This is a genomic window from Flavobacterium sp. Root901 (assembly GCF_001429765.1).
Lineage (GTDB): Bacteria > Bacteroidota > Bacteroidia > Flavobacteriales > Flavobacteriaceae > Flavobacterium.
The window spans coordinates 205,446-229,242 of sequence record NZ_LMJB01000010.1 but is presented as its reverse complement, the minus strand read 5'-3'; the positions used below and the strand labels follow the sequence as shown (position 1 = coordinate 229,242).

Below are 23,797 nucleotides of genomic sequence, written 5' to 3'. Positions count from 1 at the left end.
AGCTTTTTAATTTTTAAATTTATTTCTTATTTCAAACCAGCCAAACTCTGCTCGATTGTAGCAATCTTTGCTAAAGCATCAGCTTGTTTCTGTTTTTCAATGTTAAGTACTTTTTCCGGAGCTCCGTTTACGAATTTCTCGTTAGAAAGTTTTGCTTCAACAGATTTTAAGAATCCTTTTGTATAATTCAATTCTTCTGTCAGCTTTTTAATTTCAGCTTCAACATCAATATTTCCCGTAATCGGAATAAAATATTCATTTGATTTTACACGGAAAGACAATGCGCCGTCTACTTTTTCAGAAACATACTCGAAAGCTGAAACGTTTCCTAATTTTGTTATGATCGAATCAAAATAAGTCGAAACATTTTCGCTGTTAATTCCTTTTAATTCTATTGCATCTTTAAACGGAATATTTTTGTCTTTTCTGATCGTTCTAATTCCGGAAATTACTTCAATTGAATTTTCAAAATCAGTGATTAATTTTGCATCAAATGGTTTTAATTCCGGCCAGGTTGAAACAATTAAAGCTTCTTCCGGAGTTCTTTCGGCAATTAACTGCCAAATTTCCTCTGTTAAGAAAGGCATAAAAGGATGCAGTAACTTCAGGTTGCTTTCCAGCATTTCGATCGCTTTCGCAAAAGTTACGCTGTCAATTGGCTGTTGATACGCCGGTTTAATCATTTCTAAAAACCATGAACAGAAATCATCCCAAACCAATTTGTAGATTGCCATTAAGGAATCTGAAATCCTGTATTTCTCAAAATTATCTTCAATATCAACTAAAGTCTGCTGCAATTTAGCTTCATACCATTCAATTGCTACTTTTGATGATTCCGGCTGCGAAATAGTTTCTGAAACTTCCCATCCTTTAATCAGTTTGAATGCATTCCAAATTTTATTAGAAAATGCTTTTCCCTGATTGCATAATTCTTCATCAAACATGATATCGTTTCCTGCAGAAGCACTTAAAAGCAATCCTACGCGAACTCCATCAGCGCCAAATTTCTCAATTAAATCTAATGGATCAGGTGAATTTCCTAATTGTTTAGACATTTTTCGACGTTCCTTATCACGAACTAAACCAGTCAAATATACATTTGTAAATGGTTTTTCGCCTGCATATTCATAACCCGCAATAATCATTCTGGCAACCCAGAAAAATAAAATATCCGGACCTGTTACCAAGTCATTTGTTGGATAATAATATTTGAAATCTGCACTTTCAGGATCCATGATTCCTCCAAAAACTGACATTGGCCATAACCATGATGAAAACCAAGTATCTAATGCGTCAACATCTTGTTTTAAATCTTTGGTTTCAAGTTTCAGGTTTGAAGTTTTTTGCTGTGCTAACTTTAGCGCGTCTTCAATGTTTTCTGCAACTACGAAATCTTCTTTTCCGTCACCATAATAATATGCCGGGATTTGCTGTCCCCACCATAATTGGCGGGAAATATTCCAGTCGCGGATATTGTTTAACCAATGCGCATAAGTATTTTCGAAACGTTTTGGGTGTAATTTAATATCTCCGGTTTCCAAAACCGATTTAATTGCCGGTTTTACCAATTCTTCCATTTTCAGGAACCATTGGTCTGATAATCTTGGTTCGATTACCGCTTTAGTTCTTTCAGAAGTTCCAACTTTATTTAAATGGGTTTCAGTCTTTGCCAAAGCTCCAATTTCTTCCAGTTCTTTTGCAATTTCAGTACGAACTACAAAACGATCTTTTCCCTGATAATGTAATCCGAAGCTGTTTAAAGTTGCGTCTTCATTAAAAATATCAATGATTTCAAGATTGTGTTTTTCACCCAGCGTTTTATCGTTCATATCATGCGCAGGCGTAACTTTCAGACATCCTGTTCCGAATTCTACATCTACATATTCGTCTTCGATAATCGGGATTACTCTGCCGCAAATCGGAACAATCGCTTTTTTACCTTTTAAATGTGTAAAACGCTCATCATTCGGATTAATACAAATTGCAGTATCACCAAAAATAGTTTCAGGACGTGTAGTTGCAATGGTCAGAAATTCCTCAGTTCCTTCAATTTTATATTTAAGGAAAAATAATTTCCCCTGCTGTTCTTCGTAAATAACTTCTTCATCAGACAAAGTTGTTTTTGCCTCCGGATCCCAATTTACCATTCGGTAACCTCTATAAATCAAGCCTTTGTTGTATAAATCAACAAAAGAACGAATTACAGATGCAGACATATCCGGATCCATTGTAAATTTGGTACGTTCCCAGTCGCAGGAAGCACCTAATTTTTTAAGCTGTTCTAAGATTGTTCCTCCGTATTTGTCAGTCCATTCCCACGCATGCTTTAGGAATTCTTCACGGGTCAAATCATTTTTATTGATCCCTTCGGCTTTTAGTTTAGCCACCACTTTTGCTTCGGTAGCAATCGATGCGTGATCTGTTCCCGGAACCCAGCAGGCGTTGAAACCCTTTAAACGGGCTCTACGAATTAAAACATCCTGAATAGTATTGTTCAGCATGTGTCCCATATGCAAGACACCAGTGACGTTTGGAGGAGGAATTACAATAGTATACGGTGTTCTATGATCTGGTTCAGAATGAAAATAGTTGTTTTTCATCCAGTAATCATACCATTTGTTTTCAATCGTCTTAGCGTCAAATTGTGCTGGAATTGTCATTTATTAGGTTGTTTAATCGTTTAACTGTTTAATCGTTTTTTGTTTAACTGTTTAATTGATTTTGCTTTTTCAAATCATCAATTGATTAAACGAATTAACGATTAAACAATTAAACAGAAAATTTGGTTCAATTTTTGTAATTGTAATTGACAGCAAAAGTAAATAATTAAGTACACTATAAAAAGCGAATTAATAATTTGTGTGTTAATTAAAACAATGTATATTTACTTACAACTTAAAAACAATTTCAAAATGAAAAATGTTGCCTCTTTTATTGCAGTCGTATTGTTTAGCGCAATAGGTTATGCACAAAATGGCCCAAAAATTGAATTTGCAGCCGTGGACAATACTATCGATTATGGAAAAATTTCTAAGACTGATAATGGAGTTCGCTCCTTTGAGTTTACTAACACAGGCGATGCACCGCTATTAATTATTGGTGCTGAATCTACAGTTAGTTCTATAGTTGTTACAAAACCTGCAGCAGCTGTAATGCCGGGAAAAAAAGGAAAAATTGATGTGAAATACAACATGGCAAGCGGTCCGATTCGTAAAACAATTACTGTTGAAACCAATGCTGTAAATTATCCTGATGGCCGAGTTGCTCTTAAAATTAAGGGTGAAGTTTTATAAAAAAATTTAAATTTTAAAATAGTAAAAGCCGTTTCTTAAATTAGAAACGGCTTTTTTTATAGTTTAATTTTGAATTGCATTTTCAATTTTTGACAAAGTTTGAAACTTTATCAAAGATTCTTTGTGTTAAAAATTTCCTATTTCTTGTCAGCGCATTCAGCAGCATCAAATTTATATTTTACACGATCAAAGTCGATTGGTTTGTCTTTTACTAAATAAGTAACTCCCATTGTGGTCTGCATTGTTCCATTTCCTAAAATAAGCTGTTTGTCTTTCTTTAAAAATGCCATTGGGTTTTTGAATGTTTTATCCTGACTTGCTAAATCTTTAAAAGTATAATCTGCAAATAAAGTGTCTCCATGAAATTCTCCTGCAATTTCGCCAGTCCTAACTGTTGAAGGTGCAACTTTCATAATCATATTTCCAGTCAGTTTTCCGTTCTTTAATGTGTTTAGTTTTAACTGAATTGTATCTTTTTCATATATCGCCTGATAGCACTCAACTTTAGTAATTGTTTCGGCATCTGCTTTTAAGGCTTGAGTTTCTTTTTGTTTTTCTTCATTTTTACAGCTTTGAAATCCGATACAGATTACAAGCAGACAAGGCAAAACCAGATTTTTCATATCTCAATATTTTGTTTCAGGGTTATTCTATAAAATTAAGTAAAAAAGAAGCGAACAAAAAGATTTTACAACTTTTTTATATAAAAATAAAACCCAACAGGATTTAAAACCTGCCGGGTTTATTATATAAATGCTATAAATTCTTAATTACAAATTCAGATCTTCTGTTCAGCTCATGATCTTCTTCTGAGCAGGCATCATCGGTTTTACATTTTATAATCGGCACAGATTCTCCATAACCTTTTGCTGTAACTCTTTTAGCCTCAATTCCGGATTGTAGTATAAATTCTCTTGTTGAATTGGCTCTCTTCTGAGATAACTCTTCATTGAATTTTGCATTTCCTCGTGAATCGGTATGCGAACCAATTTCGATTACCATTCCGGGATATTTCTTCATCAATTCTACCACACGTCCTAAAACAACTTTTGACTCTTTACGAATGTACCACATATTGTAATCAAAATAAATAGGATTCGTTTTAATAATTAATCGGTCTTTATCTCTTACGACATCTTTTTCCTTCTCTAAAATTTCTTTTACTTTTTCGTTCTTTTTTACTTCTGCAGCAGCAATTTCAATTTCTTTTGCCTTCTTTTCTTTTTGCTTTAATTCTATTGCAGCAAGCTGTTCTTTTTTCTTATTTTCTTCTTCTATAATAATTTCCTGCTTTCTTTTCTTTTCGGCATTTTCTTTTTCTTCCAGCTTAATTATTTCTAAAGATTTTAAGGCTAATGAAGCGTCATTTTCTTTATCTCTGATATTGTCTAAAGTTAAAGTTTTAGACTCATTTGTATATTTTTCTTTAAAAGCCGAAACCTTATATGAAGCTTCACATGGAACGGTAAAACTAAATTTTCCATCTACCGATGTTGTCACAGTATTAAGGGTTTTATTATTTGAATCCTGCAGAATTACTGTAGCATTTTCTAATGCTGACTTAGTATCAATGTCTGTAATAATTCCTGTTATAAATTGTTTACAGTCTTCAACAATTAAATCTTTAGTCTCTTTAAATTGATAAATATCGTCGCCGCCCTTTCCTCCTTCTCTATTTGAGGCAAAATATCCTTCTTTAGTTTCAGAATTTATATTGAAGGCAAAATCATCTAAATTTGAATTTAAAGGAAGTCCGATATTTATTGGTTTCGAATATTCATTTCCGTTAATTTCAGAAACAAAAACATCTAAAGATCCGTAACCTAAATGTCCGTCAGATGAAAAATAGAGCTTATTATCTGCAGAAGCAAAAGGAAATTGTTCTCTTTTTACAGTATTAATTTCTGGTCCCAAATTTTTTGGAGTATCAAATGCTCCTTTATTTATGTTTACCGAATAAATATCGAAAGATCCAACAGATCCCGGCATGTCTGAAGCAAAATACAATACTTTTTCATCGGCACTAAGAGCTGGATGTTCTACCGAATAATTTGGGCTGTTAAAAGGAAGTGATGTTACTTTTGTCCATTTTCCATCAACCAACTCCGCTTTGAAAATTTGAAGATTAGAGATTTTCTTATCATCTTTCTTTTTCTTTCCGTTTTTTGAATTATTTCGGGTAAAGTAAATTGTTTTACCATCTTTAGTAAAAATGGCATTTGATTCGTGCATTCCTGTTTTCAATTCATTAGCAAAATAATGTGTAATTGAATCTGATGCATTGCTGTTTTTTAGCGGAATGGTAACCAGATTCAAATAGGTTTCTCCATCCCATTTAAATTTTTTATCAAATATTCCGGGCTTTAGTTTAACACCGGCAAAAACTAAATTGTTTTTGTATTCAACAGCTCCAAACTCTGAATTTGGCGTATTTATTGGAAGATTTTTAATCTCAAATCTCTTCCCAATTGCCGAAACATTTTCTAGGGTTTTAATATCTTTTTCAAAATTTGCTGCATCATCCGGATTTGACGATTTAGCATAATATTCTTTCAAAGCGGCATTTGCTTCGTCGTAATTATTGGTAGCTTTTAATGTCTGAGCATATCTGAAACTATATTCTCTGTCTAAATTGTCATTGTAATTTTTAAATAAGAGACGATAATAGCGTTGTGCTTTTATCAAATCGCTTGTATAATAATACGAATCGGCAAGATTTTTAATTACTTCTTGTGATGGTTTTTCTTCGGCTAATTTTTCGTATAAAACAATAGCTTCGCTGTAGTAAGTCCTGTCAAAAAATTTCTTTGCTCTAATCAATTCCTGATCCTGGGCATTTATAAACTGTATTGAAAATACGAATATAATAACGAGTAGTTTTTTCATATTTTTCATTTTAGAAGAATCTTGGTGATTTATCAAATCCTTTTCCTAATAAATCCAAATCAAAAAGAAGCATAATTTCGTGTGTTCCCGAATTAAACTGACCTAAATTTGTAAGTGTATAATCGTATGCATAACCCATTCTTAAAGTAGGTGTTACGTTAAAATTAAACAAAGCACTTACCGAATCGTCAATTCTGTAAGCAGCACCAAGTTCAAATTTTTCATTGTATAAAACATTGGCTGTTAGATCTATTGAAATAGGCGCACCTTTTACAAATTTTGTCATAAAGGCAGGTTTCACTTTCCACATATCATTTACCTGAAAAACATATCCTGCGGTCAGGAAAGTGTGTATGTTTTCAGAACCAAAAGCATTAACTCCGGATTTTTCTTCAATATATTTTGATTTCAATAAATTAGGCGCAGAGATACCTACATATAAATTATCTCTAAAATAGTATGCTCCAACTCCAATATTAGGTTTTGTTGCGTTTATGTTTTCGGCGAAAGCCATATCAGTCGCCGGATCATTAAACTTAAATCCATTAAAATTAGTCTGCATTGACGACACTCCGGCTTTAAGTCCAAGTGAAAGCCTGTTTTTTCCTCCTAACTTTAAAACGTACGCAAAATCAGCATAGATATTATTTTCTTTTTTTGCGCCATCACCAATATCATCTGATATAAAAGAAAGACCGGCTTCGACTTTATCAGAGATTGCAGTATGACCAAAAAACGTAAAAGTTTTTGGAGCACCAACTGCCCCAACCCATTGTGTTCTGTAGAATCCGCCAAAATTCATCATAGCAGGAACGCCAGTAGCATAAGCCGGATTTACTACACTCATATTATACATATAATGTGTATATTCCGGATCTTGCTGCGCCGAAACCGATGTCATGTAAAAGAAGAAAGTTATATAGAGTATTATTTTTTTCATTTGAATTTTATATTAAAAATTATCGATTTAAATAAAGACGTCCTTGTTGAGGAGGTCTGTTGTCTTTATTAAAATAGAGAATGTAAAAATATACTCCGTTTGGCGCTATTCCGCTTCCAATTCCGCTTTGCTCATAATTTATTCCGTCCCAGGCCGGTTTATTTTTAAAACCTTTATACATTCCGTTTCCATATCTATTGAAAATTTCGAGTGTATAATTTGGATACAGAAAATCAATGTCCGGAATAGTAAAAGTATCATTGATTCCGTCTCCATTTGGAGAAAATCCATCGGGAACAAAAAATGTATATTCAGGAGAATCACAAACAATCAATGAAACTGTTACGGCAATATTCTCTTGTGAAACACAATTTAGAGCTGGTGAAAAATCAAATCCGTAATAAGTTGCTTTATCCACTAATCTGGTTGACGAAGAAAGTAAATTCCCATTATTTGGCGCATCATACCAAACCACTGTCGAAGGAGAACCTGTATTATTTGATAAATCAAGAATGGTAGGATTATCTAAACCACAAAAATTCTGTCCGTCCTGATTTAATGTCGGTGCTGGAATGTCATTAATGGTTACTGTAATTTTAGAAGCAGGAGAAACGCAGCCCGCTGCAGATGTTTCTTTCAGATAATAATCTTCTGATTTTAAAATGTATGAAGCTGGAAGCGGTGTAACATCCGTTTCGGAAATATACCATTTATATTGATTCCCCTGTGGTTGTAATGCTGCAATTGTTGCCTCATCAGTTTTACAAAACGACTGATTTACAGCAGCTGGGGCAGCAGGAATAGGATTGAGTATAAAAGAACCTGAGATTCCGCTTACATCATTTTCACAGCCAGTAATATTATTTTTTATTTTGACAATCGAAATTGTTGTTGAACCAGAATTTACCAATAAATTAGATGGAATTACAAAACTAGAACTTCCATCCACAGAAGTTAAATTAACAGTCTCTATATTAGAAGCATTACTGCCAGAAAGGCTGTATGACAAAGTAATATCTGTTAAAGTCTGCAACCCTGATACATTTACTTTTATTTCTTCACCAAAGCATACATTTTGGATTTGTAATCTTAAAAGTGAACCGTTTGGTAAAGGGTTGATAAGGATTTCACCTATTAAGTTAGCACTGTTAACACACTGTGAGATCACATGAGTAATTGCAGTAATTCTGACGAATGAGGTACCGCTTTTTGAATTGAATATTTCTGGCACAACAAATGTTGCATTACCACCAGAAACCGTAATTCTTGCTACTTGTGCAGGTACAGTATTTGCACCAGATATATTATACACAATATCATAGTCCCCATCTGCAAGTTTAACTGCATTTGTAATCTGAATTACTGCTTCCTGATTTTGACAGGTTGCTGTCGGAGTAATTATTGCACCTATTAAATCAGGATTAGGATAAATAATCAAATCGTCTGATAAATTATTTATAATATTTTGACAAGCCTGAGCACTAGTATTAGGATAAATTTTTAAAATATTTACAGTAAAAACCCCTACCTTTTTAAAGTTCTCTGAACTAATAGGAAATGTAAGAACTCCGTTTAAAAAATTTGCCGCAATCTTTTCATATCCTGCACGGCCAGAAATACTATATTCAACGAAATATGTCCCGTTCGGGATATCAGCAGGTCCTCTTGTAATTGTTGCATTATAAGAGGCTGTTGGAATTTCTGTTTCGCATATATCCGAGTTAACTTCTAAAACCGCTCCTGTAAAATCAAGTCTTTTTTCAAGGCGTATAACTATAGTTGTGAAATCGTCAGAACATATCGGATTTGTTGATGGAACTACATAATTAAAACCATATATTCCTTCACCAAATGTATTATAAATGTTTTCGACATTCACATTGTGATCTCCTTTAAAGGTTAATTCATCCGTTTTACCTTCTATCCAATATCCACCAGAGTCATAACCAGAAATTAAACTATATAAATCAAAATTTGTATATGCAGACAAACCATCACTTGCACATAATATTAAAGGGGAAATTGCTTGCCCAGAATTTGGAGCTCTAAAAACAGTTATTATAGCAGTTGATGACATTGCTGGGCAAGTTCCTATTGCGGGCATTGTATATGTAAAATAGAAAGTCCCTTCTAAATGTTCTACGTTTACAGCAGATCCAAGAATATTTTCATTTGTAGTATCATTATGCCATTGCCCATTAAACTGTGGACTAACATCGACTCCGTTGAATGCTTGAAAAAGATTAAAATTAACTACAGAACTACAGACAGAAGCATTAGGAGAAGTTACACCAGAATATCCTCCAATGGTTACTGTTACTGTTGCCGTATTATCAACGCAGCCGGCATTTCCTGTAACCGTATATGTATAATTATATATACCACTTGCTCTAATAAGCTGTGCATTTAAAATTCCGGTTGTTAAATTTAATCCTCCGGATGAATTGTCATCTGTCCAGATACCTCCCGACACCGCAGAACTTCCTAATAGCGCGAATAAATCTATTGCTTTGCTGCTTGCATCCGGAATATCACAAACCGTAAGACTTGCGTCATTACCTGCACATTGAGCATTAATTACTTGAGGGAAAAATGATAAAAAAACAAAAAATAAAATTATACGTAAGAAATGATTGTATTTTTTGGCCATAAACTGCTATTTTTTCATAAACTTAATAAATTATTAATGTTGCTTGAACAAAAAAGTAATTTTAACACTTAATTTTTCACAAAAGCAAGACAATTTTAAAAATCATTAATGAAACAAAATATTTTACTATAAAAAAATTAATTTATCATAATCCCTTCATTAAAGCTCATCTTCAAGCTTAAATCTAAACTTTAAAAGCAAACTATTTCTCTCAACTTCTAAATATATCCATTTATCTTCTTCCGATTTTAAAAGCTGATTAATCTGCTGCAAAGTATATTTATAAGGTCTCTCATTATTAATAGAAGTAATGATATCTCCTTTCTGCAAGCCGCATTTTTCAGCTGCAGATTTCTTTCGGATATTAATAATTTCATATATTGGTTTCAAAGAAAATTTGTATCTAAAATTTCCTCCGTTATTTGGATTTTGATTTTGCTCTCCTTCATTTAATGAAACAGCAACTTTAACAGTTTCTAAATGAACCGTTTCCTGAACCCATTGCAATCCGTTATGCTGAATTGTAATTCCGCTTTTGTTATAAGTAAATGGCTCTTTAAACTTATTGTTTTTCTTTAAATAAAGCTTTTTGTCCGCATAATCTAAAACTACGGTAAATCGTTTTAAAATTTCTCCGCCAACAGACCCAATCCGATCGGGAACCATCTTTACATTTCTGATCGATGATGAATCAGGAAAAGCAACAATGGGTCTTTTAAATTCAAAATCATCAATTATAAATTTTTGAATTCTGGCGCGATGTCCTTCAATATCACCGCTAAAACCTTTTCCTAAAAAGTCTGGAAAGTTTTTCTTGGGAAGTTTAATTTTATTATTTTCAAAAACCCAGAAAGCATCGCTGTTGCCTATATCAATTAAAAGTTTCGCAGGGATTTCTTCATTATCTACAACAGCTGTTGTAGAAATGTAAGGCTTTGATTTTTCGATGGTTACAGGTATACTTTTAAACTTCCTGTCTAGTTTTTTTCTGAATGATTCATTATTAGTATGTATTATTACCTTTTTATTTTCATAATTAACTTCAACCAAATTATTCTTAAAAAACTTATATCCAATTATACCATTGACAGGAATACCAATATGAGATGACAAATTAAAACTTTGATCCAGTATTACAAAAAGCATATGATTGTCAGATCTTAACCCATGTGTTTCAAAAACATTTTTTGTCGATTTTAATCCTTCTATTTCAGTTTCTGAACCTAAACCTCTAAGCCTGATTTTCTCAACATTATTAAATTTAACTTCCTGCATTTCATCCATACTAAACAAAATGGTTTCTTCGACTCCTGAATCTAATAGAAAATTCAGTTCGACTCCATTTACTTTAATGGGAATAAAAATGAGGTTATTGATCAATTTAAAAGGGATTACTACCTTCTGTTTGTTACTTTCAATAATGAAATTATCTTGAGATTTTACAAAAAAAGGTAACAATAACCCAAAAAACAACACAATATATTTTTTCATTGACAATATTTTATTATAAAATTAGTAAATATATTTATTATTGTTAGATTTTTATAAGAGAGTGTATTCTTTAAGTTAAATTCGAAAAAAAAATGCAAATTTGCACTTCAATAAAAAATCTCATGCCAACAATTTCAAACAAAGGCAGAAACATGCCCGAATCACCGATACGCAAGCTTGCTCCTTATGCAGATTTAGCAAAGCAAAAAGGACACAAAGTGTATCACTTAAACATTGGTCAACCGGATATCAAGACACCCGAAGTGGCCATCGAGGCGGTAAAAAATATTGACTTAAGCATTATCGAATACAGTCCGTCAGCCGGATATGAAAGTTACAGAAAAAAATTAGCTCAATTTTACCAACGCCAAAATGTAAATGTTAACTCAGAAGACATCATCGTTACAACTGGTGGCTCTGAAGCCCTTTTGTTTGCACTAGCCACAATTACAGATCCGGGAGATGAAATCATTATCCCTGAACCTTTTTATGCTAATTATCACGCATTTGCTTCTTCTACGAGTGCAACTGTAGTGCCTCTTGTTTCGACTATCGAAACGGGATTTGCTTTGCCAGGGATTGAAGAAGTTGAAAAATTAATTACTGCAAAAACAAAAGCAATTTTAATTTGTAATCCGGGTAATCCGACAGGATATTTATATTCTGAAACTGAAATTAAACAATTAGCCAGTCTGATTAAAAAATACGATTTATATTTAATCGCCGACGAAGTGTATCGTGAGTTTTTATACGATGGAGATGATGTACATTTTTCTGTAATGAATTTAGAAGATGTCCAGCAAAATGTTATCATGGTAGATTCTGTTTCAAAGCGTTATAGTATGTGCGGCGCAAGAATTGGCTGTTTAATTACTAAGAACGCACAAGTCTTAGCAACTGTAATGAAGTTTGCCCAGGCACGTTTGAGTCCGCCAACAATTGAACAGATTGCCTGCGAAGCTGCAATCGACACGCCTCAAAGTTATTTTGATGAAGTTATTGGAGAATACAAAGAACGCCGAAATACTTTAATTTCTGAATTAAATAAAATCGAAGGGGTAATCGTAACCAAACCAAAAGGTGCTTTTTACTGTATTGCCGAATTACCAATTAAAGATTCTGATGATTTTGCGCAATGGCTCTTAGAAAGTTATAATCTTAACGGGGAAACAGTAATGATTGCTCCTGCAAAAGGATTTTATTCAACTCCGGGAATGGGTCTGAATCAGGTTCGAATTGCTTATGTTTTAAACAAAAAAGATCTAATTACAGCAGTAAATATTTTAAAAGAAGCTTTACTGGTTTACAATAATAGATAAAACAAACTAAACTTAAACTTTCAAAAGGCAATAACCATTTACGTTATTGTCTTTTGCTTTTTAGACCAGATTTAAATTATATCCAAAAAGGATTGATTAAATAATAAAAACGATAGAAAAGGTTTCCCATTTATTAATTATCTTTACCGCCTTAAAAAGATATACCCATTATAATAGTAGTTTTTAATGATAAATAACGAAGATTTTTTAGACGAAATAGGTGACAGTCATTTCAGCAGTAATGCCAAAAACCCTTTAAGAGCAGACGCTTTTGATATTACTGATGAGGAAAAAATAGAAAAAATTAAAAAAGATGTTGAAAGCATTCTGCAGACTCTTGGAATGGATTTAACAGATGACAGCATAAAAGGTACTCCAAACCGTGTTGCTAAAATGTTTGTAAAAGAGATATTTGGAGGCTTAAACCCTGCAAAACAGCCAAAAGCTTCTACTTTCGACAACAATTACAAATATGGTGAAATGCTGGTAGAAAAAAACATTACCGTTTATTCTACCTGCGAACACCACTTACTGCCAATTATTGGCCGCGCTCATGTTGCATATATTTCAAGCGGAAGAGTTATCGGCTTATCCAAAATGAACCGTATTGTCGAATATTACGCCAAAAGACCTCAGGTTCAGGAACGTTTAACGATGCAGATTGTTCAGGAACTTCAAAAAGCTTTAGGAACAGAAGATGTGGCCTGCGTTATCGACGCCAAACACCTTTGCGTAAACTCCAGAGGAATTAAAGACATCGAAAGCAGTACCGTAACTTCTGAATTCGGCGGAAAATTCAAAGATCCTCAAACGAAAAGAGAATTTCTTGATTATATTAAGTTAGATACTCAATTTTAGTTTAATCGGTTAATCGTGTAATTGTTTAACCGGAATAAGACAGAACGATTAAACAATTACACGATTAAACATCTAAACAAAAACCAAAATCATGTACGTTTTTTCGTTTGAGAAGTTAGAAGTCTGGCAGAATTCCAGAAATTTCATCTTAGAGATTTACAAATTAACTGCTAAGTTCCCTTCTAATGAATTATTTGGTATTATTTCTCAATTAAAAAGAAGTGCTTCTTCCATTGCAACAAATATTGCCGAAGGAACATCAAGGAATACTAACAAAGATAAAGCTCATTTTTTAACGATCTCCTATTCATCAGCAATGGAAACATTAAATCATTTAATTCTTTCAAAAGATTTAAATTATATTTCAGAAAATGAATACATAGTTTCTCGTGAAAAACTTGAAAAAATTTGCAATCAGATAAATAACCTAAAAAAATATTATCTTTCACAACAATAAATCCGACTAATCACGATTAAACAAATTAACGATTAAACGATTAAACATTAATATTATGCCACTATATAGCAGTCAGCCCTTAAAAATATACAATTCACTCTCGGGTGAAAAAGAAGATTTCAAACCAATCCATGAAGGAAATGTTGGAATGTATGTTTGTGGACCTACAGTATATAGTAATGTTCACTTAGGAAACGTGAGAACTTTTATGTCTTTTGACGTTATTTTCAGGTACTTTTTGCATTTGGATTATAAAGTTCGTTACGTTCGTAATATTACCGATGTTGGTCATATTGTGGATGATGTTGATGAAGGTGAAGATAAAATTGCTAAAAAAGCACGTTTAGAGCAATTGGAACCAATGGAAGTCGTTCAGCGTTATACTGTTGACTTTCATGATATTTTAAAAGCTTTCAACTTTTTACCGCCAAGTATCGAACCTACTGCGACAGGCCATATTATAGAGCAAATCGAAATCATCAAAAAAATTATAGATACCGGAATTGGTTATGTAGCCAACGGATCTGTTTATTTTGATGTTGTAAAATACAATGAAACCAACAATTACGGAGTTTTAAGCGGCAGAAATATCGAAGATATGCTTGCAAATACCCGTGATCTTGACGGACAGTCTGATAAAAGAAATCCACAGGATTTTGCCCTTTGGAAAAAAGCTGAACCAGAACATATTATGAGATGGCCTTCTCCGTGGAGCGATGGCTTTCCGGGCTGGCATTTAGAATGTACTGCAATGAGCACAAAATATTTAGGCAATCATTTCGATATTCACGGAGGTGGAATGGATTTAAAATTCCCACACCACGAATGTGAGATTGCTCAAAACGAAGCCTGCACAGGTCAATCGCCGGTAAATTACTGGATGCACGCCAACATGCTTACACTTAACGGAAAGAAAATGGCAAAATCTACCGGAAATAATATTTTACCAGGAGAAATTTTAAGTGGTGATAATACTATTTTAAGCAAAGCTTTTTCAGCATCAGTTACAAGATTTTTTATGCTGCAGGCGCATTACAGAAGTATTTTAGATTTTTCTGATGATGCAATTACAGCAGCAGAAAAAGGATATAAAAGATTAATGGAAGCCCTTGACGCTCTTCCGGGCATAAGCGCAGGCGCTACAAGCTCTGTTGATTTTGCCGGCTGGAAACAAGCTTGCTACGATGCTATGAATGATGATTTTAATACACCAATTTTAATTGCACAATTATTCGAAGCCGTTCGCTATATTAATTTATTAAAAGAAGGAAAAGAAACTATTTCTGCCGAAGATTTAAAAACATTTTCTACCGCTTTAAATGCTTTTGTTTTTGACATTTTAGGTTTGAGTGACGAAAAGGCAGCTGACAGTAATAATGATAAATTAGAAGGTGTTGTTAATATGCTTATCGGAATGAGAAATCAGGCGAGAGCTGATAAGAATTTTGCACTTTCAGATCAGATTCGTGATCAGTTAATTGCTTTAGGAATTCAATTAAAAGACGGAAAAGAAGGAACGAGTTTTTCAATCTAAGAGTAAAAAATCTAATAAATCATGAAAGTCATTACACCATTTGTTTTATTAGTACGCTTTTATCAAACTGCTATCTCACCTTTTACTCCGGCTTCGTGCCGTTTTGAACCAACGTGTTCCACTTATATGATTCAGGCCTTACAAACTCACGGATTGTTTTACGGAGGATATTTAGGAATAAAACGAATTTTAAGCTGTCACCCGTGGGGAAGAAGCGGATACGATCCTGTACCTGAAAAGAAATGTTCACAAAAACATTAACTTTTTATAAGATTAGCTCTGGATTTAATATTTATTTTTACAAAACACAATATAAAAACATTATACTATATGACACAGCCTTTAAACATTGTTTGGAATCCTTCGGAAGGAATAGATTTAGGATTTTTTATGATTCGTTATTACAGTTTAATGTTCGTAATCGCATTTGGTTTAGGATGGTTCCTAATGAAAAAGATTTTCGAACGTGAACATGAACCAATTGATAAATTAGATTCACTATTTGTCTGGACAGTTTTAGCAACGTTAATAGGCGCTCGTTTAGGACATGTTTTCTTTTATGACTGGGAGTATTTTAGAAATCATTTAATTGAGATATTTTTACCAATCAAAGAAAATGAAAATCAAACACTTTTTGGTTTCATTAAAGGCTGGGAATTTACAGGTTTTCAAGGCTTAGCAAGTCACGGTGCTGCAATTGCTATTATTGTGGCGATGTATTATTACAGTAAAATAATTTTAAAACGACCGTTATTATGGATTTTAGACCGTGTTGTAATTCCGGTTGCAAGTGGTGCTATCTTTGTACGTCTGGGAAATTTTTTCAATTCTGAAATTATAGGACACGAAACAACTTCTGCCTTTGGAATTCGTTTTCTACATGATAAATTTAACAAAGCCCAGGCAGTAAATGAAACTCATATTGCAAATCCAAAAGAAGCTTACAATGCAATTGTAAATGATCCAAAATTTGCTGATTTACTTGCACAAGTTCCTGCGAAGCATCCAACACAATTATATGAAGCTTTTTGCTACATTTTTGTATTTGCAGCTTTATTTTTCTTATACTGGAAAACAAATGCAAGACTTAGAACCGGATATTTATTTGGCTTATTTTTAGTCCTTTTATTCGTTGTACGTTTTATAGTAGAGTTTGTAAAAGAAAGCCAGGGCGGAATCGAACAAGAATTAGGCTATTTTTCAACAGGACAATGGCTGAGTATACCTTTTATTATAATTGGTCTTTTCTTTATTATCAGAGCAAAAAGAAACCCTCTTGCTGCTTCTTAGAAGAACATTAGAGATTTAAAAATATAAGTCCGGTATTAATTAATACCGGACTTTTTTTATAAAGGATATGAAATTCCAAATTCAATATTTTTGGTATTATAGCCCGCATTTTTACTTCCTAATCCTGCATTCGAAACATGTCTTACTCCGGGCCTGACATCAAACTGTATTTTCTCCCATTTTATAGAAAAACCCAAAGCCAGCACATCTGCAAAAGCAAAACCATTGGACATTCTTTCTGTTTCAGTATCTGTAATCATCGGACCAATACTTCCTAAAAAATAGATAGAAAAGGTTTCATTTAAAGGTTTCCGAATCAAAAAACCAAGATTTAAAACATATTCATGTACGTCTTTTAATTTTGTAAATTCTTCCCTTTTCTTTTCAAAATCAGGAGTTTCAGGTTTCACAAAATACAAATTCAACAATTGATGTTTGGCAAAATTAATCTCAGGCTGCACAAAAATATCAAATTGAAAATGTTTTTTCTGCCTTAACTTATAATATAATCCAACCTTATAGAAGTGGTTTGTAAAAGTATAATCTTTATTATTGAATTCGCTTCCAAAACCGTAATTAACACCAAGAGAGAATCTGGAATCATCCATTTGTGCATTCATTTTTAATGCACTAAAAACAAGCATTAAACATAAAATTAAATTTCTCTTCATAATTGGTTTTAAAGTTCTTAAATATAATACAAAAAAAAGATCCAGTAAAAACCGGATCTTTTTATATAGTTTAAGCAATTAAATTATGCTTTGTTATGCTTGTCTTCAATTGTATGTTTTTCATCACTTGTAATCGTGTCTACCAATACCGGAGTCGCGATAAATAATGAAGAATAAGTACCTACAATAATACCAATCAACATTGCAAAGATAAATCCTCTGATTGATTCTCCACCAAAGATAAACATCGTTAATAATACAATGATCATCATTAATGAAGTATTCAATGTTCTTGATAATGTAGTATTAATAGAAGCATTTACGATATCTTCAAAACTTCCTTTACGGTTTCCGATGATAAACTCTCTAATTCTGTCGAATACAATTACCGTATCATTCATAGAGTACCCAATTACAGTAAGAATTGCAGCAATAAAGTGCTGATCCATTTCCATGTGGAAAGGCATGAATTTATAACATAAAGAATAAATTCCTAATACGAAGATTACGTCATGCGCAACAGCTGCAATCGCACCTAATGAATACTGCCATTTACGGAAAGAGATCATTAAGTATATGAAAATAACTGCCATTGCTCCAAGAACTGCCCAGTAAGAGTTTGTTTTGATATCTTCTGAAATAGAAGCTCCAACTTTAGAAGCTTGTAAAACTCCAACTCTCTTACCATCAAATGAATTAGTAAATTTATCATAAGTAGTATTAGGGAAATATTTCGCTAATCCTTTGTATAATATTTGGTTTACTTCTTCATCAACAGCTACACCGTCTTCTTTAATTTTATATTTAGTAGTGATTTTCAACTGATCATCATCACCTAAAATTTTAGCTTCAACCGGAGTTCCGAAAGCAGCAGATAATTCATCTGAAACTACAGTTGCATCAACTGGTTTTTCAAATTTAACCTGGAAAGTTCTACCTCCAACAAAATCCACACCTTCATCTAATCCGTTAACGAAGAAGATCGAAATTAAACTTACTACAACAACAATTGAAGAGAAGATATAAGTGAATTTTTTGATTTTAATAAAGTCAAAGTGGAAATTAGTAAACCAGTTTTTAGTAATATTTGTAGAGAAAGTTAAATCACCTTTTCCGGCTATATTTCTGTCGATGAAAATTCTGGCAATAAAAATAGACGTAAACAATGAAGTTACGATACCAATAAGTAATGTTAAAGCAAAACCTTTGATTGGTCCTGTTCCAAAGATAAACAAGATCGCTCCAGTTAAAACGTGAGTTACGTTTGCATCAATGATTGAACGCATTGCACCATGCCATCCGTAAGAAGCCTGAACAGCCTCAGAAAGTGATTTTCCTTCACGTAATTCTTCTTTTGCTCTTTCGTAGATAATAATGTTAGCATCTACAGCTGTACCTAATGTTAATACGATACCTGCAATACCCGGCAATGTTAATACGAAACCAAAACTTGCCATAATTCCGAATAAGAATAGTAAGTTTAATAATAAAGCAAGGTTTGCGTACCATCCTGCTTTACCATAATAGAATACCATCCATACACAAACTAATAAAAATCCTAATACAGATGAGATTGTTCCGGCGTCAATTGCAGCCTGACCTAAAGATGGTCCTACAACAGTAGACTGGATAATATCTGCAGAAGCCGGTAATTTACCTGCGTTTAATACGTTAGCTAAATCTTTAGTTTCAGCAACATCAAAAGAACCTGTAATTTCAGATCTTCCTCCAGCGATTGGTCCACTTGTAACACCTGGTGCAGAATATACGATGTTATCTAAAACAATAGCGATATAACCTTTTTGAGAAAAAGCTCTTCCTGTTAATTCTTCCCAAACTTTAGCTCCCTGACTGTTCATTTGCATAGAAACAGCTGGTTTACCCATTTGGTCAAAAGTATCTTTTGCATCAGTTACAACACCACCGCTCATTGCAGGAATGTTATCTCTGTTACCTTTTAAAGCATATAATTCAACAGCCTCAAGATCTGCTGCATTTTTTGGATCTTTTGCTTTTGGATCTTTAATAGTAGTTGGTTTGCTCCATACAAATTTTGCATAGTGCTGATCAGCAGCTAATAAAACTCTAATTTCTGGTCTTTTGAAATATTCGTTAATAGTTGCAGTATCTTTTACAGCGAAATAACCTAAAACCGGTCCGCCGCCCTGAACGATCATTTTGTCGAATAAAGGATTATTTCCTTTTTTAGTATCAACTGAATCTTTAGTATCAGTTAATAAAGCATTCAATGAATCTTTAGCAACAGTTTTAGTTTCTGTTTTCTTAACTTCAGTTTTCTTTAAAGCTTCGTTAGCAGACACTAAGAAGTTACCAACTTCTTCGATTTTATAAGTTTCCCAAAACTCTAATTGAGCTTTTCCACCTAATAATTTTTTAATCCTGTCAACATCTTTGGCACCTGGAAGCTCCACTAAGATTCTTCCTGTTTCTCCTAATTTCTGGATGTTTGGCTGTGTTACACCAAATTTGTCGATACGCTCTCTTAATACTTTGTAAGCACTTTCGATAGACTCGTCAACTTTTCTTTTGATTACTTTTTGAGCTTGTGCATCAGTCATTTGGAAATCGATTCCACCTTCACCTTGTAAACTTCTGTTTGCAAAGATATCCGGAGAAGCTAATTTTGTAGTTCCGTTTGAGTTTGCCTCAAAAGCTTCAAAAAATTTATTTAAATAGGTCTTATTTCCTTCTAAATTTGCAGTTGCATCGGCTAATGATTTATTAAATACCGGATTTTTAGAATTGTTTGCTAATCCTTTTAAAACATCTTTTACTGAGATTTGAAGAATTACGTTGATTCCTCCCTCTAAGTCAAGACCTTTATTTAATTGTTTGTTTTTTACTTCATTATAAGTGAAGTCAGTAAAACCAAGATCAAACACTTTTTCTTTACCAATAGAATCTAAATATTTTAGCTCTTTATCAGGATTATCTCCTGCAAAAGCTTTAGCTTCACTTTTGACATTATTTGCCACAAAAGTGAAAGATAGTTGGTAAATACTTACCAATGCAAATAGAATTGCGAAAAATTTAATAAGTCCTTTATTCTGCATTATTACTAAAAATTAATTATGTTTTATGTTTGTTTTTGGTTTTAAATTCCCTAAAAATAAGCCCTGACATGAGTTTTTAAAACTAAAAAATCGAGATCACGAATTACTACATTTTTTTTAAATCGAGCAAATATATAATTAACGAAAAGATTAACCAATTTATTTATTAATTAATCTCAAAAAAAAGACTGCAAAAGTGCAGCCTTTTCCTTTTTTTAGTGTTTTTATTATACTAAAATCGATTTTAGAGCATCATTCATACCACGAACTGCATCTGCACTTTTTGCAAATAAAGCCTTTTCCTGGTCGTTTAAATCGATATCGAGGATTTCTTCTACTCCATTTTTACCAATTATGCACGGCACTCCTATACAGATATCATTCTGACCATATTCGCCTTCTACAAATACAGAACATGCAATCATTTTCTTTTGGTCGTTTAAAATACTATCTACTAAATACGCAACCGAAGCTCCGGGAGCATACCACGCAGAAGTACCCAGAAGACCAGTAAGCGTTGCACCTCCAACCATAGTATCTGCAGCAACTTTTTGCAATGCTTCTTCTGAAAGGAACTGCGTAACCGGAATTCCGTTATAAGAAGCTAAACGTGTTAACGGAATCATAGTGGTATCACCATGCCCGCCAATTACCATTGCCGAAATATCATTTGCCGGTTTATCTAAAGCAAGAGAAAGATACGTTCTGAAACGAGAACTGTCTAACGCACCTCCCATACCTATAATTCTGTTTTTTGGCAATCCTGTAGCTTTTAAAGCTAAATATGTCATAGTATCCATTGGATTTGAAACTACAACAATTATAGTATCGGGAGAATATTTTAGTACATTTTCGGCAACTGTTTTTACAATTCCTGCATTTATACCAATTAATTCTTCTCTTGTCATTCCTGGTTTTCTTGGAATTCCTGATGTAATAACCACTACATCGCTTCCGGCAGTTTTAGAATAGTCGTTTGTGACGCCAGATACTTTGGTATTAAAACCAGTATTTGTCGCACATTGAGTAATATCCAATGCTTTCCCTTCGGCAAAACCTTCCTTAATATCCAACAACACTACCTCGCTTGCAATTCCTCTATAAGAAATAACATCTGCACATGTAGCTCCAACATTTCCTGCTCCTACAATGGTAACTTTCATATTTTTTACTTTATCGGTTATTAATAATTAGTTTGTTCTATAAATCGACAATTCGTTTAATCGTTTAAGTAAATTTAAACAATTAAACGAATTGAAAGTTATTTTTTATTAGGCATCGATATTTGCGTAAACGGCATTCTTTTCGATAAATTCTCTACGTGGCGGTACCTCATCTCCCATTAACATAGAGAAAACCCTGTCTGCTTCTGCAAGACTTTCGATTGTTACCTGACGTAATGTTCTGAATTCAGGATCCATTGTAGTTTCCCACAACTGCTCTGCGTTCATCTCTCCAAGACCTTTATAACGCTGGATGGCAGCACTTCCTCCCATTCTCTCGTTTGCCTGATCACGCTGAACATCATTCCACGCATATTCTTTTTTATTTCCTTTTTTAACCAAATATAAAGGTGGTGCTGCAATGTATACGTGTCCTTCTTCAATAAGTTCTTTCATGAAACGGAAGAAGAACGTTAATATTAAGGTAGAAATGTGACTACCATCGACATCGGCATCACACATAATAATTACTTTATGATAGCGAAGTTTTTCAAGGTTTAATGCTTTGCTGTCTTCTGCCGTACCAACAGTAACTCCTAAAGCTGTAAAAATATTTCGAATCTCTTCATTTTCGAATACTTTATGGTGCATTGCTTTTTCGACATTCAGAATCTTACCACGTAATGGAAGAATTGCCTGAAAGTTACGGTCACGTCCTTGTTTTGCTGTTCCTCCAGCCGAATCTCCCTCGACTAAGTAAACCTCACATCTTGCCGGATCCTGTTCAGAACAATCTGACAATTTCCCCGGAAGTCCGCCACCGCCCATAACGGTTTTACGCTGTACCATTTCACGTGCTTTTTTAGCAGCGTGACGAGCTTGAGCAGCCAAAATTACTTTTTGGATAATTACACGGGCATCATTTGGATTTTCTTCCAAATAATTTTCCAGCATTTCTCCAACTGCCTGAGAAACCGGAGAAACTACTTCTCTGTTTCCAAGTTTTGTTTTGGTTTGTCCTTCAAATTGCGGTTCAGCAACTTTTACCGAAATAATCGCCGTTAATCCTTCACGGAAATCATCTCCGGCAATTTCGAATTTCAGTTTATCCAACAATCCGGAAGCATCTGCATATTTTTTAAGCGTTCTCGTTAAACCACTTCTAAAACCCTGCAGGTGTGTACCTCCTTCGTGTGTGTTAATATTATTTACGTAAGAAAAAATATTCTCAGAATAACTTGTATTATAGATTAAAGCAACCTCAACAGGGATTTCACCTTTTTCGTGATCCATGCTGATTACGTGAGAAATAATTGGCTCACGGTTTCCGTCTAAATAACGAATGTATTCTTTAAGACCTTCATCTGAATGGAAAACTTCGCTTTTGAATTCCCCTTTCTCATCTACTTCTCTTTTATCTGTAAAAGTAATCGTGATTCCTTTATTTAAGAAAGAAAGCTCACGCATACGTGCTGACAAAGTATCATAAGAGAACTCTGTAGTTTGTGTAAAGATGGTATCGTCCGGAAAGAAAGTCTGACGTGTACCTCTTTTATCTGTTTCTCCGATTTGTTTTACCGGATATAATGATTTTCCTCTTTCGTACTCCTGCTCGTAGATTTTTCCGTCTCTGAAAACCGTAGATTTCATGTGAACAGAAAGTGCATTCACTACAGAAACCCCAACTCCGTGAAGTCCTCCCGAAACTTTATAAGAATCTTTATCGAATTTACCTCCGGCACCAATTTTAGTCATTACAACCTCAAGTGCAGAAACTCCTTCTTTTTTATGCAAATCAACCGGGATACCACGACCGTTATCTTCAACTGTAACAGAACCGTCCTCGTTTATTGTAACACCAATAGTATCACAATATCCTCCCATCGCCTCATCAATAGAGTTATCAACAACCTCATAAACCAAATGATGAAGGCCTCGAACCCCTACATCTCCAATATACATCGATGGACGCATTCTTACGTGCTCCATTCCTTCTAATGCCTGAATACTATCTGCTGAATAATTGTTCTTCTTGATTTCTTCGCTCATATAATTTATTCTAAAAAATGTATTTACTGTCTAACACGCAAATATATAAAAACCGAAGGTATATACCCATAAAATTCCGACTTAAAGCGTTTAAGTTATTAACACAATTGTCTTAAAAACCA

17 protein-coding genes are annotated in these 23,797 nt (G+C 33.6%); 7 read left to right on the top strand and 10 right to left on the bottom strand.

The annotated features are described in order from the left end of the window. Nucleotides 1-26 precede the first annotated feature (26 nt). A complete protein-coding gene (locus tag ASE21_RS20490; RefSeq protein WP_057124560.1) occupies nt 27-2,660 on the bottom strand; it encodes a valine--tRNA ligase in 2,634 nt (877 codons plus the stop codon). Between the two features lie 252 nt (nt 2,661-2,912). Between ASE21_RS20490 and ASE21_RS20485 the strand changes: the two genes are divergently transcribed. After that, entirely contained in the window at nt 2,913-3,293 is a 381-nt protein-coding gene (locus ASE21_RS20485) for a DUF1573 domain-containing protein (RefSeq protein WP_057124647.1), read from the top strand. 137 nt (nt 3,294-3,430) lie between these two features. Here the strand turns inward: ASE21_RS20485 and ASE21_RS20480 are convergent, their stop codons facing one another. The 5 genes from ASE21_RS20480 to ASE21_RS20460 all read right to left on the bottom strand — a co-directional run bounded on the left by ASE21_RS20480 (nt 3,431) and on the right by ASE21_RS20460 (nt 11,260). Continuing rightward, nucleotides 3,431-3,916: a hypothetical protein gene (locus ASE21_RS20480; protein WP_057124559.1), complete on the bottom strand. Its 486-nt coding sequence runs from the start codon at nt 3,914-3,916 to the stop codon at nt 3,431-3,433. 133 nt (nt 3,917-4,049) lie between these two features. Then, nucleotides 4,050-6,179 carry an OmpA family protein gene (locus ASE21_RS20475; RefSeq protein ID WP_057124646.1) on the bottom strand — a complete coding sequence of 710 codons (2,130 nt, stop codon included), beginning with the start codon at nt 6,177-6,179 and terminating at the stop codon, nt 4,050-4,052. Between the two features lie 10 nt (nt 6,180-6,189). Further along, entirely contained in the window at nt 6,190-7,119 is a 930-nt protein-coding gene (locus ASE21_RS20470) for a type IX secretion system membrane protein PorP/SprF (RefSeq protein ID WP_057124558.1), read from the bottom strand. 19 nt (nt 7,120-7,138) lie between these two features. Then, nucleotides 7,139-9,769 carry a gliding motility-associated C-terminal domain-containing protein gene (locus tag ASE21_RS20465; protein ID WP_057124556.1) on the bottom strand — a complete coding sequence of 877 codons (2,631 nt, stop codon included), beginning with the start codon at nt 9,767-9,769 and terminating at the stop codon, nt 7,139-7,141. 159 nt (nt 9,770-9,928) lie between these two features. Further along, on the bottom strand, nt 9,929-11,260 hold the full coding sequence (locus tag ASE21_RS20460; RefSeq protein ID WP_057124555.1) for a PDZ domain-containing protein: 1,332 nt from the start codon (nt 11,258-11,260) through the stop codon (nt 9,929-9,931). Between the two features lie 122 nt (nt 11,261-11,382). On the opposite strand from ASE21_RS20460, the gene ASE21_RS20455 reads away from it, so the two are divergent. The 6 genes from ASE21_RS20455 to lgt all read left to right on the top strand — a co-directional run bounded on the left by ASE21_RS20455 (nt 11,383) and on the right by lgt (nt 16,718). Continuing rightward, nucleotides 11,383-12,579 carry a pyridoxal phosphate-dependent aminotransferase gene (locus ASE21_RS20455; RefSeq protein ID WP_057124553.1) on the top strand — a complete coding sequence of 399 codons (1,197 nt, stop codon included), beginning with the start codon at nt 11,383-11,385 and terminating at the stop codon, nt 12,577-12,579. A 186-nt stretch (nt 12,580-12,765) separates the two neighbouring features. Next, nucleotides 12,766-13,437 (top strand): GTP cyclohydrolase I FolE, encoded by a 672-nt coding sequence (gene folE, locus ASE21_RS20450; RefSeq protein WP_057124552.1) that lies wholly within the window; start codon nt 12,766-12,768, stop codon nt 13,435-13,437. A gap of 91 nt (nt 13,438-13,528) precedes the next feature. After that, complete coding sequence (locus ASE21_RS20445; protein WP_057124551.1) at nt 13,529-13,894, top strand: four helix bundle protein; 366 nt, start codon at nt 13,529-13,531, stop codon at nt 13,892-13,894. A 55-nt stretch (nt 13,895-13,949) separates the two neighbouring features. Further along, on the top strand, nt 13,950-15,428 hold the full coding sequence (gene cysS / locus ASE21_RS20440) for a cysteine--tRNA ligase (RefSeq protein ID WP_057124549.1): 1,479 nt from the start codon (nt 13,950-13,952) through the stop codon (nt 15,426-15,428). A 21-nt stretch (nt 15,429-15,449) separates the two neighbouring features. Beyond that, the gene (gene yidD / locus ASE21_RS20435) at nt 15,450-15,689 is read left to right on the top strand and encodes a membrane protein insertion efficiency factor YidD (protein ID WP_057124548.1); all 240 of its coding nucleotides are present in this window, start codon (nt 15,450-15,452) and stop codon (nt 15,687-15,689) included. A gap of 69 nt (nt 15,690-15,758) precedes the next feature. After that, nucleotides 15,759-16,718, top strand: coding sequence for a prolipoprotein diacylglyceryl transferase (gene lgt, locus ASE21_RS20430; RefSeq protein ID WP_057124547.1), 960 nt, complete (start codon nt 15,759-15,761; stop codon nt 16,716-16,718). A gap of 56 nt (nt 16,719-16,774) precedes the next feature. On the opposite strand, the gene ASE21_RS20425 is transcribed toward lgt, so the two are convergent. The 4 genes from ASE21_RS20425 to gyrB form a co-directional block, all read right to left on the bottom strand. Beyond that, nucleotides 16,775-17,389, bottom strand: coding sequence for an acyloxyacyl hydrolase (locus ASE21_RS20425; protein WP_057124545.1), 615 nt, complete (start codon nt 17,387-17,389; stop codon nt 16,775-16,777). Between the two features lie 83 nt (nt 17,390-17,472). Next, a complete protein-coding gene (gene secDF / locus ASE21_RS20420) occupies nt 17,473-20,463 on the bottom strand; it encodes a protein translocase subunit SecDF (protein ID WP_057124543.1) in 2,991 nt (996 codons plus the stop codon). 227 nt (nt 20,464-20,690) lie between these two features. Next, entirely contained in the window at nt 20,691-21,626 is a 936-nt protein-coding gene (mdh, locus tag ASE21_RS20415; protein ID WP_057124541.1) for a malate dehydrogenase, read from the bottom strand. 108 nt (nt 21,627-21,734) lie between these two features. Continuing rightward, the gene (gene gyrB, locus ASE21_RS20410) at nt 21,735-23,675 is read right to left on the bottom strand and encodes a DNA topoisomerase (ATP-hydrolyzing) subunit B (RefSeq protein ID WP_057124540.1); all 1,941 of its coding nucleotides are present in this window, start codon (nt 23,673-23,675) and stop codon (nt 21,735-21,737) included. Nucleotides 23,676-23,797 lie beyond the last annotated feature (122 nt).

Bases quoted from the DNA above. Each gene is read 5' to 3' on its own strand.
- ASE21_RS20465 (WP_057124556.1), bottom strand. From the start codon at position 9,769: ATGGCCAAAAAATACAATCATTTCTTACGTATAATTTTATTTTTTGTT.
- yidD (WP_057124548.1), top strand. From the start codon at position 15,450: ATGAAAGTCATTACACCATTTGTTTTATTAGTACGCTTTTATCAAACT.
- ASE21_RS20445 (WP_057124551.1), top strand. From the start codon at position 13,529: ATGTACGTTTTTTCGTTTGAGAAGTTAGAAGTCTGGCAGAATTCCAGA.
- cysS (WP_057124549.1), top strand. From the start codon at position 13,950: ATGCCACTATATAGCAGTCAGCCCTTAAAAATATACAATTCACTCTCG.
- lgt (WP_057124547.1), top strand. From the start codon at position 15,759: ATGACACAGCCTTTAAACATTGTTTGGAATCCTTCGGAAGGAATAGAT.
- ASE21_RS20485 (WP_057124647.1), top strand. From the start codon at position 2,913: ATGAAAAATGTTGCCTCTTTTATTGCAGTCGTATTGTTTAGCGCAATA.
- gyrB (WP_057124540.1), bottom strand. From the start codon at position 23,675: ATGAGCGAAGAAATCAAGAAGAACAATTATTCAGCAGATAGTATTCAG.
- ASE21_RS20480 (WP_057124559.1), bottom strand. From the start codon at position 3,916: ATGAAAAATCTGGTTTTGCCTTGTCTGCTTGTAATCTGTATCGGATTT.
- secDF (WP_057124543.1), bottom strand. From the start codon at position 20,463: ATGCAGAATAAAGGACTTATTAAATTTTTCGCAATTCTATTTGCATTG.
- ASE21_RS20490 (WP_057124560.1), bottom strand. From the start codon at position 2,660: ATGACAATTCCAGCACAATTTGACGCTAAGACGATTGAAAACAAATGG.
- ASE21_RS20425 (WP_057124545.1), bottom strand. From the start codon at position 17,389: ATGAAGAGAAATTTAATTTTATGTTTAATGCTTGTTTTTAGTGCATTA.
- ASE21_RS20455 (WP_057124553.1), top strand. From the start codon at position 11,383: ATGCCAACAATTTCAAACAAAGGCAGAAACATGCCCGAATCACCGATA.
- mdh (WP_057124541.1), bottom strand. From the start codon at position 21,626: ATGAAAGTTACCATTGTAGGAGCAGGAAATGTTGGAGCTACATGTGCA.
- ASE21_RS20470 (WP_057124558.1), bottom strand. From the start codon at position 7,119: ATGAAAAAAATAATACTCTATATAACTTTCTTCTTTTACATGACATCG.
- ASE21_RS20475 (WP_057124646.1), bottom strand. From the start codon at position 6,179: ATGAAAAAACTACTCGTTATTATATTCGTATTTTCAATACAGTTTATA.
- ASE21_RS20460 (WP_057124555.1), bottom strand. From the start codon at position 11,260: ATGAAAAAATATATTGTGTTGTTTTTTGGGTTATTGTTACCTTTTTTT.
- folE (WP_057124552.1), top strand. From the start codon at position 12,766: ATGATAAATAACGAAGATTTTTTAGACGAAATAGGTGACAGTCATTTC.